This window comes from Sphingobium sp. WTD-1 (assembly GCF_030128825.1).
Classification (GTDB): Bacteria; Pseudomonadota; Alphaproteobacteria; order Sphingomonadales; family Sphingomonadaceae; genus Sphingobium.
Window position 1 is genome coordinate 2,233,700 of sequence record NZ_CP119127.1, and the last position, 15,989, is coordinate 2,249,688.

General features: G+C 66.6%; 17 protein-coding genes. 6 read left to right on the forward strand and 11 right to left on the reverse strand.

Features of this window, described 5'->3' with window-relative positions; all coding sequences use genetic code 11:
- Positions 1–113: 113 nt before the first annotated feature.
- On the forward strand, positions 114–359 hold the full coding sequence (locus N6H05_RS11130; RefSeq protein ID WP_010337356.1) for a hypothetical protein: 246 nt from the start codon (positions 114–116) through the stop codon (positions 357–359).
- Between the two features lies 1 nt (position 360).
- Here the strand turns inward: N6H05_RS11130 and N6H05_RS11135 are convergent, their stop codons facing one another.
- From N6H05_RS11135 to N6H05_RS11175, 9 genes are all read right to left on the reverse strand, one after another.
- Positions 361–537: a hypothetical protein gene (locus N6H05_RS11135; protein WP_284113897.1), complete on the reverse strand. Its 177-nt coding sequence runs from the start codon at positions 535–537 to the stop codon at positions 361–363.
- Position 538: 1 nt separating this feature from the next.
- Complete coding sequence (locus N6H05_RS11140) at positions 539–1,861, reverse strand: chloride channel protein (protein ID WP_284113898.1); 1,323 nt, start codon at positions 1,859–1,861, stop codon at positions 539–541.
- Between the two features lie 170 nt (positions 1,862–2,031).
- On the reverse strand, positions 2,032–2,502 hold the full coding sequence (locus N6H05_RS11145; protein WP_284113899.1) for an outer membrane beta-barrel protein: 471 nt from the start codon (positions 2,500–2,502) through the stop codon (positions 2,032–2,034).
- A gap of 91 nt (positions 2,503–2,593) precedes the next feature.
- Positions 2,594–4,363, reverse strand: a complete 1,770-nt coding sequence (locus tag N6H05_RS11150; protein ID WP_284113900.1) for a tetratricopeptide repeat protein — start codon at positions 4,361–4,363, stop codon at positions 2,594–2,596.
- Between the two features lie 78 nt (positions 4,364–4,441).
- Positions 4,442–5,458, reverse strand: coding sequence for an adenosine deaminase (locus N6H05_RS11155; protein ID WP_284113901.1), 1,017 nt, complete (start codon positions 5,456–5,458; stop codon positions 4,442–4,444).
- A gap of 139 nt (positions 5,459–5,597) precedes the next feature.
- A complete protein-coding gene (locus N6H05_RS11160) occupies positions 5,598–6,515 on the reverse strand; it encodes a TIGR03619 family F420-dependent LLM class oxidoreductase (RefSeq protein ID WP_284113903.1) in 918 nt (305 codons plus the stop codon).
- The gene (locus N6H05_RS11165) at positions 6,512–7,378 is read right to left on the reverse strand and encodes an SDR family NAD(P)-dependent oxidoreductase (protein WP_284113904.1); all 867 of its coding nucleotides are present in this window, start codon (positions 7,376–7,378) and stop codon (positions 6,512–6,514) included. The genes N6H05_RS11160 and N6H05_RS11165 overlap by 4 nt, the downstream gene beginning before the upstream one ends.
- Before the next feature lie 94 nt (positions 7,379–7,472).
- Positions 7,473–8,264: a 3-hydroxybutyrate dehydrogenase gene (locus N6H05_RS11170; RefSeq protein WP_284113905.1), complete on the reverse strand. Its 792-nt coding sequence runs from the start codon at positions 8,262–8,264 to the stop codon at positions 7,473–7,475.
- On the reverse strand, positions 8,261–9,439 hold the full coding sequence (locus N6H05_RS11175) for a DUF3734 domain-containing protein (RefSeq protein WP_284113906.1): 1,179 nt from the start codon (positions 9,437–9,439) through the stop codon (positions 8,261–8,263). Before N6H05_RS11175 ends, N6H05_RS11170 begins: the two co-directional genes overlap by 4 nt.
- A gap of 152 nt (positions 9,440–9,591) precedes the next feature.
- Here N6H05_RS11175 and ypfJ point away from each other — a divergent pair, with 152 nt between their 5' ends.
- Positions 9,592–10,485, forward strand: coding sequence for a KPN_02809 family neutral zinc metallopeptidase (ypfJ, locus tag N6H05_RS11180; RefSeq protein ID WP_284113907.1), 894 nt, complete (start codon positions 9,592–9,594; stop codon positions 10,483–10,485).
- A gap of 6 nt (positions 10,486–10,491) precedes the next feature.
- Here ypfJ and N6H05_RS11185 read toward each other — a convergent pair whose 3' ends face one another.
- Complete coding sequence (locus tag N6H05_RS11185; RefSeq protein ID WP_284113908.1) at positions 10,492–10,803, reverse strand: hypothetical protein; 312 nt, start codon at positions 10,801–10,803, stop codon at positions 10,492–10,494.
- Between the two features lie 85 nt (positions 10,804–10,888).
- Complete coding sequence (locus tag N6H05_RS11190; protein WP_284114212.1) at positions 10,889–11,080, reverse strand: hypothetical protein; 192 nt, start codon at positions 11,078–11,080, stop codon at positions 10,889–10,891.
- An 86-nt stretch (positions 11,081–11,166) separates the two neighbouring features.
- Between N6H05_RS11190 and N6H05_RS11195 the strand changes: the two genes are divergently transcribed.
- The 4 genes from N6H05_RS11195 (at position 11,167) to N6H05_RS11210 (ending at position 15,958) form a co-directional block, all read left to right on the forward strand.
- A complete protein-coding gene (locus tag N6H05_RS11195) occupies positions 11,167–13,860 on the forward strand; it encodes a bifunctional [glutamine synthetase] adenylyltransferase/[glutamine synthetase]-adenylyl-L-tyrosine phosphorylase (RefSeq protein ID WP_284113909.1) in 2,694 nt (897 codons plus the stop codon).
- Positions 13,853–14,314: a thioredoxin-dependent thiol peroxidase gene (bcp, locus tag N6H05_RS11200; RefSeq protein ID WP_284113910.1), complete on the forward strand. Its 462-nt coding sequence runs from the start codon at positions 13,853–13,855 to the stop codon at positions 14,312–14,314. The genes N6H05_RS11195 and bcp overlap by 8 nt, the downstream gene beginning before the upstream one ends.
- On the forward strand, positions 14,311–15,120 hold the full coding sequence (locus tag N6H05_RS11205; RefSeq protein WP_284113911.1) for a ferritin-like domain-containing protein: 810 nt from the start codon (positions 14,311–14,313) through the stop codon (positions 15,118–15,120). The genes bcp and N6H05_RS11205 overlap by 4 nt, the downstream gene beginning before the upstream one ends.
- A 109-nt stretch (positions 15,121–15,229) precedes the next feature.
- Positions 15,230–15,958 (forward strand): M23 family metallopeptidase, encoded by a 729-nt coding sequence (locus N6H05_RS11210; RefSeq protein ID WP_004211009.1) that lies wholly within the window; start codon positions 15,230–15,232, stop codon positions 15,956–15,958.
- Positions 15,959–15,989: the final 31 nt, after the last annotated feature.

Here is a 15,989-nt window from a genome sequence, read left to right on the forward strand (position 1 = left end):
AGCCCAGAGCGGGCTGCACTGGAAGGGGGAACGGGCGAGGGAGCCGCGATGGCGGGGCGACTGGCAGCACGCTTTTCCTTGATTTCCCGTCCGGCCGATGGTCTGGAAGGGCGATGATTATCTCGACCATCCCCTGGGACCAGCCTGCCACCATGATCGACCTGGACGGTAAGGCGCCGCTGATCGCGACGGTGCGCGATTGCGTCATCCATTATGGCCTGTTCAAGCCCTTCGCCAAGGAACAGGCGCGGGTGCTGTTGACCCAGCCGGTGCATCGCGAGGGGCAGAAGACCCGGACCTGGCTGCTCAATCCCGATGAAATCCAGCAACTGGCGGACAAGCTGCGCGCCGAGGGCTGAGTTAACGGCGGCGGCCGGCCTGGAGCAGGGCGTAGAAGGTCACCGCCGAAAAGCCGATCGCGCTCACGAGGCCGATGGCGGCGCCGATCCAGGCGCCGTCCATGCCGGCCAGAAGCTGGCCGGCGAGAAAGCCTATAATCGGCAATATCATCAGCAACAGGCAGCCGAGCGCCGCCATGTCAGCGGTTCGCTTCGGCGGCCTTGGCCCGCTCCAGGAAGTTGCGGGACAGGCCGTGATAGAGGCGCTCGCGACAGAATATCTGCGCCGATGCGTCGGCGACCAGCGCGGCGCCGAGCAATGGCAGCATGAAGCCGCGGCTGCCGGTGGTTTCCGAAATGATGATGACGGCGGTCAATGGCGCGCGCACCACGCCGGTAAAATAGGCGACCATGCCCAGCAGCACGACGGCGCTCGCCGGTTCGCCGGGGAAAATCCAGCGCAGCAGATTGCCGAAGCCGGCGCCGGTGGCGAGCGAGGGGGCGAAGATGCCGCCTGGAATGCCCGAGACGCTGGTGGCGAGGGTGCTGAGGAATTTGGCGGGGGCAAACCAGAGCGGCTGGTCGCCGCCCGCGATCATGGTGCGGGCCGGGGCATAGCTGGTGCCCCAGGTGAGGCCGGTGGCTACGCCGATCGCCGCCACCAGCAGGCCGCAGCCACCGGCGAACAGCACCGGATGGGCCCGCATCCAGTCGGTCATGCGATTGCGCGCGGTGGCGGCATCGAGCGCCAGCCGCGCGAACAGGCCGCCGGACATGCCGCCCAGCAGCCCGGCCAGTAGCGCGATCGGCACTGCCGATTGCAGCGGTAGATGGGCTGCGACCGCGCCGAAATAGACATAGTCGCCGGCCACGCCGAGGCTGACCATGCCCGAGATGATGACCGCGGTGATGACCAGCAGGGTCATGCGCTGCTCATAGGCGGAGGCCAGTTCCTCGATCGCGAAGGCAATGCCGGCGAGCGGCGTGTTGAAGGCGGCGGCGACGCCGGCCGCGCCGCCCGCGACCATGACGGACGCGCGCAGCGGCACGTTCAGCAAAGCGTGGACGCGGGCAAGGATGGCGGCGGAAATCTGGACGGTGGGGCCTTCGCGGCCGACCGAAGCGCCGACCAGCAGGCCGGCGATGGTCAGCACGACCTTCAGCAGCGCCATGCGCAGGTCAACCAGGCAGCGGCCGACCTTTTCCGGCAATTGGGTAGCGGCGATCACCTGCGGGATGCCCGATCCGCCGGCAAAGGGCGCGACGCTGCGGGTGATCCAGGCGAGGGCGGCAAAGCCGAGCGGGGTCAGCAGCAGCGGCAGCCAGCGATTGGCGGTGGCCAGGCGATGGAAAGCCTCGGTCGCTTCGTCTGCGGCCCAGGCGAAGGCGAGCGCGGCGAGGCCGACCAGCACGGCGCCGCCGATCAGGGCGAGACGACGGCGGAACAGCAAGGATGTCGGCCCGCTATGGCGCAGCAGCGCGCGGGCGCGGCGGCGGTTCCAGCGCTGGCCGGGGCGGCTCATGAAGGACGTTGCGCGCCGGGGCGCGATTGACGCAGGACGCGGAAAGGGGGCGGCGCGGATGCCATGGCGCGAATATCGATCCCGGTGGGCTGGACGCGCCCTCCCTACCAGCAAAATGGGCGATGGCCAGTATTTTCCGGGCTATTTCTGCGGATAAAACCGGGCTGTGCTCAGAACATCACGCCGATGCCGAGAATGCCGACATTGGCATCGGGTTCGCCATTGCCGATCAGCAGCCTTTTATACTCGATCTTGAGATAGAGTTTTTCAGTCAGATTATGTTCCCAGCCGGTGCCGATGCCGATGGCGTCGCTGCATTCGCGACAATCCTTCGACTGCCAGTTCGCGCCGATGAACAGCTTGTTCTCGCGCACCAGTTCGACGCCGATACGGCCGCCAATGCCCCAGGCGACCCGCGTGTCGCGCACCAGTAGCTTTTCCGCGACCGCCTCGACACCGACGAAGAAGCGTTCGTCCAGATCGACGTCATAGCCGCCGGCGATGCCGCTGATTGCATCGGTGCCTTCGCCGTTCCAACTAAGGCCGCCGGTCAGTTCGACATAGGCTTCGTCGGCGCGCGCTGGACTGCTGGCCAGGGCCAGGGCCAGGGCGGTGGCGAGCAATAGAGCGGGCTTGCGCATGCGGGATACTCCACGGCCGTCGATCCGATGACCTTCGAGGTGCATCCTACGGGACCATGGCGTCAATCGGGGTTTGTGCGGGGGGCGCCCCTCAGAGCCGGTCCATCCGCAGCCAGTCGGGATCGCCGGACCAGGCGCTGGTCAAGGCCTTGCGGGCGGCGGCGGCCTCTGCCTCATGCCCCTGGGCTGCCTCCGCGCGGGCGAGGCCGTAAAGCGCCCAGCCATTATTGGGAGCCTGGATCAGGGCCTGGCGGAAGGCGGCGCTGGCATCGTCGGGGCGGCCGACGAGAAAGAGGGCGGCGCCGAGCGACTGATGCACCGGATAATACCAGTAGGCCGGTTCCTGATAGGGTATCTTGCCCTCCAGCGCGATCGCGGCGCGATAATGATCGGCGGCCTGCGCATAGCGGCGCTGGGCGGTGGCGAGACGGCCGCGCGCGACCGCGGTGGCGAGCGCGATCAGGTCAGGGGCGGGGACGCCCTGCGCGATCATCGGGGCCAGTGCATCGGAGCGGGCGAGCACGCTCATCGCTGCGACCTCCGCATCGAAGCCGCGCTGGTCGCGCTGCTGGGCGAAGGCGACGGCGCGGGCATAATGGCGCATCGCGATGGCATAGGGCAGGCGCGGATCGGGCGCGGGCAGGGCGAGGATGTCGGCGGGCGCGGCGAACTGCGCCATGGCCAGATAGGGGGCGGCGTCGATTGCCTGGATCCAGGCGATGGCGGCCGAGGTTGCGGGATCGAGGATGGTGCGCAGGCGCCGCGCCTCCCGCATCGCGCCGTCCATGTCGCCCGCCATCTGCGCGGAGGCGACGATGAAATGGACATTGTGCGGATAATAGCCGTAGCGCACCAGGCTGTGGTCGTCGGTGGCGCGGATGAAGGCTTCGTCGGCGCGGGCGGCAGCGATGTTGACGCGGATCGAGTCGCGATAGCGGCCCACGACCTGATAGATGTGGCTTGGCATATGGACGAGATGGGCGGCGCTGGGCGCGCCATCAGCGGAGAGGCGATCGGCGGCAGCTTCGGCGCGTTTTGCATCGCTTGCTTCGAGCAGATGGATCATCAGATGCGCCGCCTGGACATGGGCGGGATTGCGGGCCTGCACCGTTTCGACCAGGCGGATGGCCGCGCCGGCGCGCCCGATCGGGGTCTTGCGGTCGGCCTCCCAATAATTCCACGGGCTGGTGTCCATCGCCGCCTCGGCGGCCAGCAGGGCGACATCGTCATCGGCCGGGAAGCGCGCGGCAAGTGCCAGCATCGCATCGGCATAGGCGGCGTCGAGCGCTGCGCGGTCGGCATCGGGATCACGGGCATAGCGTAGCGCCGCTGCCTCGATCAGACCGCGCTCCATCGGTGACGCTTGATCGTGCAGTATTATCGCCCGGTCCATCGCGGCGAGCGCGGCGCCCCGGTCGCCGGCATCCATCGGTGCATTGATATTGGGGCCGAGCGCCACCGCCTCGCCCCACCAGCAGAGCGCGCAGGCCGGATCGAGCCGCTGTGCCATCCGGAAGGAGCGGACCGCGCCGGCATGGTTGAAGCCGTACATGAGCAGCAGGCCCTGGCTGAAATAGCGGCGCGCCTGCGGATTGGCGGTGGTCAGCGGAAAGCGCGAATGGGTGAGATCGTCGAACAACGGGATCGGCGGGGCATGAGCGATCGGCTGGGCGGCGGCGGCCGCGATCAGCAATTCGCGGGCGAGGGCGGAGCCGACCCGCGGGCCGCTGCACAGGCTGCGGGCGAGGCGGACGGGATCAAGCGCGGCAAGCGTCGCGGGCGAGAAGGCGGGTTCGATCGATACGGAGGCGAGCGACAGGCCGATGCCCAGCGCGGTCGCTGCCCTTATCCAGTCAGCCATGCGTCCGGCCCTTCCCCAAAAGCCCGCCATCTGTGAGACAGGCTATATCATCGGGGAAGGGGCCGGTAAATCAGGGCCTCAATGCGCCTGTTCGAGATAGGCGTCGATGGTCGCCAGATGGGTGTCCTTGGCCTGCTGCGGCAGGAAGGAACCGGTGATGCTGTTGCGCGCGAGCAGGGCGATCTGCTCGCGGGTCAGGTTGCGTGCGGCGGTGACGGCGCGATAATTGTCGTTGAGATAGCCGCCGAAATAGGCCGGATCGTCGGAATTGACCGTCGCGCGCAGGCCCATCTCCAGCATCCGGTCGAGCGGATGGCTGGCGATATCGTCGATCACGCATAATTTGAGGTTGGAGAGCGGGCAGACGGTCAGCACCATCTGCTCGTCCACCAGTCGGTCGACCAGGGCATCTTCCTCCAGCGCGCGATTGCCGTGGTCGATCCGGTCGACCTTGAGCAGGTCGAGCGCTTCCCAGACATAGGCGGGCGGGCCTTCCTCGCCGGCATGGGCGCACAGCTTGAGGCCGGCGTCGGCCGCAGCCGCGAAGACGCGGGCGAATTTCTCGGGCGGGTGGCCGACTTCCGACGAGTCCAGTCCTACCGCCTTGATCTGCGGCAGCCAGGGGGTAGCGGCGCGCAGCGTGTCGAACGCCTCTTCCTCGCTCAGATGGCGCAGGAAGCTCATGATCAGGTCGCTGGTGATGCCATGGCGTGCCTGCGCCTCGCGCATGGCCGACAGCAGTCCCTCGATCACATGGGCGAAGGGCACGCCGCGCGATGTGTGCGCCTGCGGATCGAACATGATTTCGGCATGGATGATATTGTCCTGCGCCGCGCGATCGAAATAGGCGGCGGCGAGATCGCGGAAATCCTGCGGCGTGCGCAGCACATTGGTGCCGGCATAATAGATATTCAGGAAATCCTGGAGATTGCCGAAGTCATAAGCCTGGCGGATCTCGTCGATCGAGCCGTAAGGCAAGGTCACTTCGTTCCGCCGGGCCAGCGCGAACATCAGTTCGGGCTCCAGCGTCCCTTCGATATGGAGGTGCAACTCTGCCTTGGGCAGTCCGGTGATGAATTGGTCGACGTTGGTCATGGGGCCTCTATACAGGATCGGCCACCATGGCACAGCTACGGGCCGCGTGAAACGGCCGGTGTCGTGCCGATCGATCCATGCACCATGGCGGGACTGCATGACACAGTCGAAACGGAATTTGAAAGTGCCGGCAACGCCATTAGAGCAGCTTGGCAATCACCTCTTCGCCGATGCGGGCGGCATTATCGCACCATTCGGAACGGGTCTTGCCCTTGACCGTGACGCCGCAGGCGGTGACGCCCAACTGCGCATAGGTTGCGATGCGGTCGACGATCTGCTGGTTGGACAGATCCTCGCCCGGCTTGTTGACGCCGCCCAGGATCACCTCGGGCAGCTTCGTGCGGCCGACCTGCGCGGCATAGTCGTTCATATAGGCGATGCCGGCCTGAAGATCGGCTTCATTCTCCATCGCGGCGGTGCGGGTGGTGGCGCTGTTGACGCCGCCGCCGGCGGTAAAGAAGGGGTTCCAGCCGTCGGCGAGATCGACCACGCGGCGGATGGCGCGTTTCGCATTGCCGCCGACATAGAGGGGCAGGCCGGGCTTTTGCGGTGATCCGGGGACGATGCGGTTGCCGAAGGCCTGATAGCCGGTGCCTTCGAAGGCGAATTCTTCGCCCGACGTGGCGGTACGGATGGCGCGCAGATATTCGTCCATCAGTTCGTTGCGCTGGTCGAAGTCCACGCCGAGCGCGCGATATTCGCCCTTGAGATAGCCCGCACCCGCGCTGAGCGTCACCCGGCCGCCGGCAAAGGCGTCGAGCGTGGTGATGTCGCGCGCGACGATGAAGGGGTTACGATAGGGCAGGACGAGGATGCCGGTCTGCAGCCGCAGGGTCGTGGTGTGGGCGGCGAGCAGGGCGAGCATGACGAAGGGCGACTGGGCGTGGTGCCCGCCCGTGTCGAGCCAGCGGCCGGTGGGCACGGGATGGTCGGTGACGAGGCCGGCGTGGAAGCCCGCCTGCTCCACCGTGCGGCCGATTTCCGCGACCGCCGCCATCGTACCGAACTCGTCCGGGAGGTCGGCATGGTCGAAGGGCAGGGGGACGTTGATCTTCATGCGTCGGATACTCCATGCGGTTCGACCAGCACCCATTGGCCGGCGGCATTGCGGACCCAGCCGGACGAGGCCCAGCTGCCGCCATCGACCGGCAATATGGTCCCGGTGATGTAGCTGCTCATCGGCGAGGCGAGGAACAGGGCGGCCTGGCCGCATTCGCGGTCGACGCCGGGCCGTTGCAGCGGAATGCGGCGGGCGGTGGCGTCGGCCATGGCGGGCGGCACCGGGAACCAGGTGGCTTCGTCTACCGGGCCGGGGGGATTGCCGCGTGTGCCGGGCGTGGTGGTGAAATCGGGCGCGATCGCGTTCACGCGGATGCCGTGGTCGGCCAGCTCCAGCGCCATGCTGCGGGTGAAGTTGTTCATCCCCGCCTTGCAGGCGGCATAGACGGCGTAGCCGGGTGCGGCGCGCGATCCTTCGATGCTGGAGACGTTGATGATGGCGCCGCCGCGCCCGCCCGCGATAATGTGCGGCACGGCGGCCGAGGTGGCGGCGAGCATCGAGACGAGGTTGAGGTCGATATGGCGACGCCAGCTATTCTGGCTCTGGTCGAGAAAGGCCTTCCGGCTGACGCCGCCGGCATTGTTGACGAGGATGTCGATCCGGCCAAAGCGGGCCTGGGCCGCATCGACCATCGCCGCGACCTGATCGGGCTGGGCCATGTCGGTCGGGAGGGCGAGGCAGGCGCGGCCATGCTCCGCGACCCGTGCCGCGACTTCGGTTCCGCGTTCGGGGAAGATGTCGGCAATGATGATATCTGCGCCGGCCTCTGCCAGCGCGAGCGCAATGGCGCGACCTATGCCCGCGCCGCCGCCGGTGACGATGGCGACCTGATCGGTGATGCGGCATTGGTCTGGCGCCATGGCGCGATCCTCTTCCCCTTTTGACCGTCAGTTCGCGGCCAAGGGGGAAGGGGAGTCAATCGCGTGCCCGGTCATATCGACCGGGCGATGGCGCTTATTGCGCGGTCCAGCCGCCGTCGATCGAGAGATTGGCGCCGGTGATCTGGGCGGCGGCGTCGCTGCACAGGTAGAGGGCCGTGGCGGCGACCTGTTCGGCGGTAACGAACTGCTTGGTCGGCTGGCCGGCGAGCAGCACGTCGTTCATCACCTGCTCGCGGGTCATGTTCCGCGCCTTCATCGTGTCGGGAATCTGGTTTTCCACGAGTGGGGTCCAGACATAGCCGGGCGAGATGCAGTTGGCGGTGATGCCGAAGGTGGCGACTTCCAGCGCGACCGTCTTGGTGAAGCCGTTGAGGCCGTGCTTGGCGGTTACATATGCGCTCTTGAAGGGCGAGGCGACCAGCGAATGGGCCGAGGCGGTCTGGATGATCCGGCCCCACTTCTTTTCCTTCATGTAAGGAATGGCAAGGCGCGTGGTGTGGAAGGCGGCGTTGAGATTCAGCGCGATGATGAGATCCCATTTGTCGAGCGGGAATTCCTCGACCGGGGCGACATGCTGCATGCCGGCATTGTTGATGAGGATGTCGATGCCGCCGAAGGCAGTGGCTGCTTCCTGCATCATCGCCTCGATCTGGTCGACCTTGGTCAGGTCATGGCCGCTGTAGAGCGCCTTGGCGCCCGAGAGGGCTTCAAGGCCGAGCCGTTCCTGCTCGATTCCGTCCGCGTCGCCAAAGCCGTTGATCACGACATTGGCGCCTTCGCCGGCCAGCGCCTTGGCATAGGCCAGGCCGATGCCCGAGGTGGAACCGGTGATCAGGGCGGTCTTGCCAGCGAGGGACTTGCTCATGCCATTTTCTCCTTGAGATGATCCGGCGCGTCGAGATCGAAGGTCGCGCTCTTTCCGTCGAGAATGTTGCGGGCGATGAGGTCGCCCTTGTGCATCACTTCTTCCACCGCCTCGCGACCCTGGCTCCAATGGTCAAGCATGGTCGCGCGGGAAAATTCGAAATCCTTCGCGCCGCTTTCCCAGGCGCGGGTGCGGTAGATGAGGTGGACGATATTGACCGAGCCGCCATCGAGCATGTCGCGCAGCTTCTGCGCCTCCGGCCCGTCCTGTAGTTCGGGCGGCAACTTGTCGAGCAGCGCCTTGATCGCGCCATGTTCGCGGCGCAGGCGCAGATACTGGTCGGTCACCTGGCGGGTGCGGCTGCTATACTGAATGTCCTTCATGCGCGAATAGACATCGGTCATCTGCCGCGGCATCGGCCCTTCGGCCGGGAAGAGATCGACCTGGAACACCAGCATGTCGTCGGTCTGGTGGTTGAGCACATGGGCGAGCGGGGTGTTGGAAACGATGCCGCCATCCCAATACCAGCGCCCATCGATCTCGACCGGAGGCAGGCCGGGCGGCAGCGCGCCCGAGGCCATGATATGGCGTGCGTCGATGCGGGTATTGCCGCCTGGGCCGCGCGTGTCCCAATAGGCGAAATTGCCGCTTTCGACATCGACCGCGCCGATGGACAGGCGGACCGGGCCGTCATTGAGCAGATCCCAGTCGACGCAGGCGTCGAGCGTGTCCTTGAGCGGCGCGCTGTCATAGAAGCTGATCGCGCCGGCCGATCCTTCGGGCATCAGCGGCGCGGGCCACAGGCGCGGGCGGAACATGCCCGGCACGCCCAGGGTCGCGACCGTGCCGGCGGCCATCAGATGGGCGGCTTCGCGGATATGGTCTATTTCCGGCAGGATCATGTTGGGCATGCCGCCCGAGACGGTGAGCCAGAATTTCTTGAGCTGGCTGAGCCGACGGTGCGGCGGGTTGCCGGCGATGATGGCGGCATTGACCGCACCGATCGAGATGCCCGCGACCCAGCTGACATCGACCCCGAGCTCATCGAGCCGCTGATAGACGCCGGCCTGGAAGGAGCCGAGCGCGCCGCCCCCCTGCAACAGCAATGCGACTTCGCGGGGGAGGGGGAGGGGCGTGGTGGCGCGGCGGCGCAGTCGGGATTCGGTGTCGGCCATGTCGCACTGCAATATAGGTTTTGGTCCGGCCATTCCAACTTAATGTCTCGTAACAAACTCGTTCCTGTCGATGGAACGTGCATCGCCGGCGGATGGTTTGCAGCCAGCCGGTTATGCAGTAGGCACGGGAACAGGATGCGAGGGAGGCCAGGGTGCGGCTCGACGACGAACAGGAAAGCAGCAATTTCGAGGTGCAGGACGGACGCGGCGGCGGCTTTGGCGGCGGCGGCGGGATGGGCGGTCTGGGATTGCTGCTGCCGCTGATCGGCAGTCGCTTCGGCTGTGGCGGCATCGTCGTGGTGCTGATCATCCTGGCGGTGATGGGCGTCAATCCGCTGAGCCTGCTGGGCGGCGGTGGCGGCGTGCAGCAGCAGGCGCCGCAGAGCGCGCCAACAGGCAGCCAGGATGCGAGCAAGCTGACCGAGATCCAGCATTGGTCGTTGAAGGTGCTGGGATCGACCGAGCGGGTCTGGGGCCAGATATTCAAGGAAGCCGGCCAGACCTATCAGCCGACCATCCTGTCCTTCTATGCGCAGAGCGGCACGTCGGGCTGTGGCGCGGCACAGAGCGCGATGGGGCCATTTTACTGCCCGAACGACCAGAAGGTCTATCTCGACACCGATTTCTTCACCGAATTGCGCGACCGCTTCGGCGCGCCGGGCGATTTCGCGCAGGCCTATGTGATCGCGCATGAGGTAGGCCATCATGTCCAGGATCTGGAAGGCACGCTGGGTCAGGTGAACCAGCAGCAGCGCCGCGTCAGCGAGGCGCAGGGCAATGCGTTGCAGGTGAAGGTGGAGCTGCAGGCGGACTGCTATGCTGGCGTCTGGGCCAAGCGCACCGGGCTGATGGAAGCGGGCGACCTGGAAGAGGGGATGAAGGCGGCGCAATCGATCGGCGACGATACACTGCAGAAATCGGCCGGGCGCCGGCCGGTGCCCGAAAGCTTCACCCACGGCACCAGTGAGCAGCGCATGAGCTGGCTGCGAAAGGGGCTGGACAGTGGCGATCCGGCCCAGTGCGATACGTTCAAGGGGACGCTGTAGGCGCGATCAATGTTCGGCGTTGGGGGAGCCTGGCGGGGGCGAGCCCGCCGACCCCGGACTGACGGACGCGGCCGTGTCCAGCGGCGGCATGATGCTCGGCTGGCCGGCATCGGCCATGGGCTCCCCCGAGGACGGGGCGGCAAAGTCCTGCGGCGCACTGGGGGCGACGGGTGGAGGTGGCGGCGCAACCGGCGTGGCGACCGGCTGTGCTTCGCTAGACTGGGGAAGCGGCTGGTGATGCGGTGCGAAATTCTGCAGCGCCAGGACGATCATCGGTGCGACCACCAGCGTGCCGCCGGCAAAGACCTTATACATCATCGACTGACCCGCATTCCTGCCTAGAAAATGGAAAGAGATTCGGGCCTTAACGGCAAGACATGAAAAAATGTCTGCGCTTTATTGGTTAATGCTGATCAAGCTTCGCCAACAGCGCCAGCATGTCGTCCGGCAGAGTGTCGCGCTGCGCGGAGAAGCTGGACCGCAGCGCCTTGCCCACGCCCTCATAGGGCAGGGGCAGGGCGACGTTGACGACTCGGGCACCGCCGCCGTCCTGTCCCGGTGCCGATCGGCCAAGAGGTTTGCGCTGCATTTCCATGAGAGACAGAACGGCCATGTAAGCCAAAAGTTTCTGGATTTCGTCGCATTCGGACGCGATATCGCCGTCAACAAGGAGACGGAAGCGTGACGGACTGGATCGACCTGGAAGCGCGGATACGCGCGCATTCGCCATTTCTGGCGCGGCAAATGGACCGCTATCCGGCCGTCGTCGCGCTGCTGGCTGCGGGCGATTTCGACGCGGCGATGGCGGCGGCGCAGGTGCAGGGCCTGCCAGAGGATGGGGTGGCCAAATCGCTGCGGCGGCGGCGCGGGGCAATCGCGCTAGTGACGGCGGCGGCGGACCTGGCCGGGGCCTGGGACATGGACCGGGTGACGCGCACCCTGTCCGACTTTGCCGACCAGGCGCTGGCGGAGGCGCTGGCGGCAACCTTTGCCGAACGCTATCCCGATGCCCTGCCGCAGGGCTTCGTCGTGCTGGCGCTGGGCAAGCACGGCAGCCGGGAACTCAATTATTCGTCCGATATCGACCCGATCCTGCTCTATGACCCCACCACCCTGCCACATGGCGAGCGGGAGGATGTGGCGGACGCGGCGGTACGGATCGGCCGGCGGGTCAGCGAGATACTGAACGCGCGCGATGGCGACGGCTATGTCTTCCGCGTCGACCTGCGGCTGCGGCCGTCGCCCGAAGCCACGCCGATCGCGCTGCCGGTGGAGGCGGCAATCGGCTATTATGAATCGACCGCGATGGGCTGGGAACAGGCGGCCTTCATCCGCGCCCGGCCGGCGGCGGGTGACATGGCGCTGGGCGATTATTTCCTGCGCCAGATCCGCCCCTTCGTGTGGCGACGCAGCCTGGACTTCGGCGCGATCGATGCGATCACCGATATCAGCCGGCGCATCCGCGACCATTATGCGCAGGGGCAGGCATTCGGGCCGGGCTATGACCTGAAGCGCGGGCGCGGCGGCATTCGCGAGGTGGAGTTTTTCGCCCAGGTTCATCAGCTGATCCATGGCGGGCGCGACCCGTCATTGCGGTCGGGCCATACGCGCACGGCGCTGCGCGCCTTGGCGGCGGCGGGCGTGATCGAGGCGGAGGTAGCCGCGCGGCTGGACGAGGCTTATGTCCTGTTCCGCACGATCGAGCATCGACTGCAGATGGTCGAGGATCGCCAGACCCATGAATTGCCCAAGAATCCGGACTCGCTGGACAATGTCGCGCGCTTGCACGGCCTGGCGGACGGGGCGGCGCTGCTGGACCTGTTGCGGCCCCATGTCGAATGGGTTGGCGCCAATTATGACCGGCTGACCGCCGCGCCCGACGATGGCAGCCTGTCGCATGACGAGGACAGACTGAAGGCGCAGCTCAAGGAGATGGGCTTTGCCGATGCCGACTGGGCGGCGGCGCGGCTGCTCCATTGGCGCGACGGCACGATCCGCTCGCTGCGCAGCGGGGCGTCGCGCGAGGCGCTGGAGCGGCTGTTGCCGGTGCTGATGCCCGCGATCGCCGCCGCGCCCGATCCGGGGCGGGCGCTCAACCGGCTGGACGACATGATCGGCCGGCTGCCGAGCGCGATCAATTTCTTCAAGCTGCTGGGCGCGCGACCGGGGCTGGTCGAACTGCTGGCCGAGATATTGAGCCATGCGCCCGCGCTGGCCGATGTGCTGAGCCGCCGGGTCGAACTGCTCGAAGGGCTCATCGACGCGTCGGCCTTCGATCCCGTGCCGCCGGTCGATGTCCTGGCGCAGCAATTTTCCGCGCTGGAGGCGGGCGAGGATTATCAGGCGCTGCTCGACCGGGTGCGGCAGCGGGTGAATGATCGCCGCTTTGCGCTGGGCGTGCAGATCGTGCGCGGTGGCGATCCGCTGGAGGCCGGGCGCGGCTATGGCCGGGTGGCGGAGGCGGCGATCGAGGCGCTGGCGGGCGCCACCGTGGCCGAGTTCGAGAGCGCGCATGGCAAGGTGCCGGGCGGCGAGATGGTGATCCTGGCGCTGGGGCGGATGGGTGGCGGGGTGCTGACCCATGCGTCGGACCTGGACCTGGTCTATCTCTTCACCGGCGATTTCCTGGCGGAATCGGACGGGGCGCGGCCACTGGGCGCGACCCAATATTTCAACCGCCTGGGCCAGCGGATCACCAATGCGCTGTCGGTGTCGACGGCGGCGGGGCCGCTTTATGAGGTGGATACGCGGCTGCGGCCGTCGGGCGCGCAGGGGCTGCTGGCGGTCAGCCTCGACAGTTTCGCTAAATATCAGCGCGAGGAGGCCTGGACCTGGGAGCATCTGGCGCTCACGCGGGCGCGGCCGGTATTCGGATCGGCGCAGGCGCGTAGCGCGCTGGAGGCGATCCTGACCGAGACGCTGCAGCGTCCGCGCGATTTCGACGAACTGGCACGGCAGGCGGTGAAGATGCGCGGCGACATTGCCCGGCACAAGCCGCCGGCAAGCGAGTTGGACGTCAAGCTGGTGCCCGGCGGGCTGGTCGACATCGAGTTCCTGATCCACATCAGCCAGTTCCATTATCGCCTGGGTTTCGACCCGGATCTGGGCGAGGCGCTGGCCGAGCTGGTGGCGGCCGGCCATCTGCCCGCCGAGCTGATCCCGGCGCAGGAGCTGATCACCCGCTTCCTGATCGTGTCGCGGCTGGTATCGCCCAAGTCGACCGAGCCGCCGGAGGCGACCCGGCCGCTGGTGGCGCGGGCCTGTGGCGCGGCCGATTGGGACGCGCTGCTTGAAAGCTATGCCAAGGCCCGGCAAAGCGTCGGCGACGCATGGCGCGCGCTGGCCGCGCCCTATCAGGAGGATCAAGATGCTTGAACAGGGAGCGATGCTGCCCGAGGTGGCGCTGAAAGATGCGGATGGCGTGGACTTCAGTTTGGCGCGCTATCGCGGCAAGCCGGTGGTGGTCTATTTCTATCCCAAGGCGGACACGCCCGGCTGCACCAGCGAGGCGAAGGACTTCACCGAACTGGCGAACGAATTCGCGGCGCTCGGCGTGGCGGTGGTCGGCGTGTCGAAGGACAAGCCGGCAAAGCTCAAGAAGTTCGGCGACAAATATGGGCTGGCGGTGACGCTGGCGTCGGACGAGCCAGGCACGGCCTGTGAGGCGTTCGGCACCTGGGTCGAAAAGTCGCTCTATGGCCGCCAATATATGGGGATCGCGCGGGCGACCTTCCTGGCGGACGGCGACGGCAAGGTCGAGCGGGTCTGGCCCAAGGTGAAGGTCAAGGGCCATGCCGCCGAGGTGCTGGAGGCGGCGAAGGCGCTTTGACCTTGCCACCTGCCATCGATTCCGTGGGCGCGGGGTGCGCCCATGTGCTGACCATTGCCGACCCGACCGCCAAGCTGATGGCGGCGCGGGCGGTGGCGCGTCGCTGGCGGCTGGGACGGCTGGCGCATCGGTTCGACACAGTGATGCCCGACCGGCCGGCCCGGCCCGATGCACCCGAACTGCTGCCGCCGGGGCAAATGCCCAAGCGCAGCAAGATGGGTACGGATCGCGGGCGGATCGCGATGCTGCACGCACTGGCCCATATCGAGTTTGTCGCGATCGACCTGGCGTTCGACCTGATCGGGCGGTTCGGCGGCGAATTTCCGGCGGGCTTCACCGACGAATGGATGCGGGTCGGCGCGGACGAGGCGATGCATTTCGCGCTGCTCGACCGGCGGCTGCGGCAGTTGGGCAGCCATTATGGCGCGCTGCCGGCGCATGACGGGCTGTGGCAGGCGGCGAGCGAGACGGCGGGCGATGCGCTGGCCCGGCTGGCGGTGGTGCCAATGGTGCTGGAGGCCCGCGCGCTGGATATCACACCGTCCACGATCGCGCGGTTCGAAGGGGTGGGCGACCATATATCCGCGAAGATGTTGCAGCGGATTATGACGGATGAGATTCGCCATGTGTCGGCGGGGACGACATGGTTCAACCAGGCGACGAACCGATTGGGGCTAGACCCCGTCAAACATTACCAAATCCTTGTGAAACGCCATTTTCGGGGGAGCGTTAAGCCACCGTTCAACGACTCGGCGCGTCGGCAGGCCGGTTTGACGCGGGATTTCTACGACGCGCTTGCAAGCTGAGCGGCGATTTGCAGTCTGCATCCAGCGGGGGCGATCCAGGTCGCCATTTTATTGAACATGGGGAACCCACGAGAGGCAAAAGCCTTCGCGGGCATAAGTCGGGGTCGGCATGTTGATTCTTCGTACTGTGAATGCGCTGGGTGCGCGTTGGTTCCAATCGGCCAGCAAGACGGCCAAGATTTTCGGGATGGTCGGCATGGTAGGCGTGATGTGCGCCGCAGCCCCGGCTAACGCCAAGGATGAAGATGATCCTTATGGCGATGCATCGGAAATCAACACCAGCGCGCTCGGCCCGGCCGATGTCGGCTTCTCGAACATCTTCTCCAGCCTGCAGCGCATGGACGGCAACGCCAAGACGGCAGCCTATATCCCCTCGGGCCGCCCGGTCGAAAAGCTGTCGCTGACCTCGAACTTCGGCGTGCGTTCCGACCCGTTCAACCGCAGCGCCCGCATGCACAAGGGCATCGATATTCCGGGGCCCATCGGCACCCCGATCCACGCGACCGCCGACGGCATCATCAGCCGCGCCGGCTGGGCCAGCGGTTATGGCAACCTGGTCCAGATCTCGCACGGCAACGGCATGGAAACCCGCTACGGCCATATGTCGAAGCTGCTGGTTGCGCCCAACAGCTATGTTCATCGCGGCCAGGTGATCGGCCTGATGGGGTCGACCGGCCGTTCGACCGGCAGCCACCTCCATTATGAAGTCCGCGTCGATGGCGCGGCGATCAACCCGATCCCGTTCGTCGCCGGTCCCGATTATCTGATCGCGATGAACACCAAGCCGCCGGTCGCCATGGGCGGCCCGACCAAGGCGGACGAAAAGGCCGTCGACTGATCGGCCGCTTTTGATCACGACTTTTCCAAAG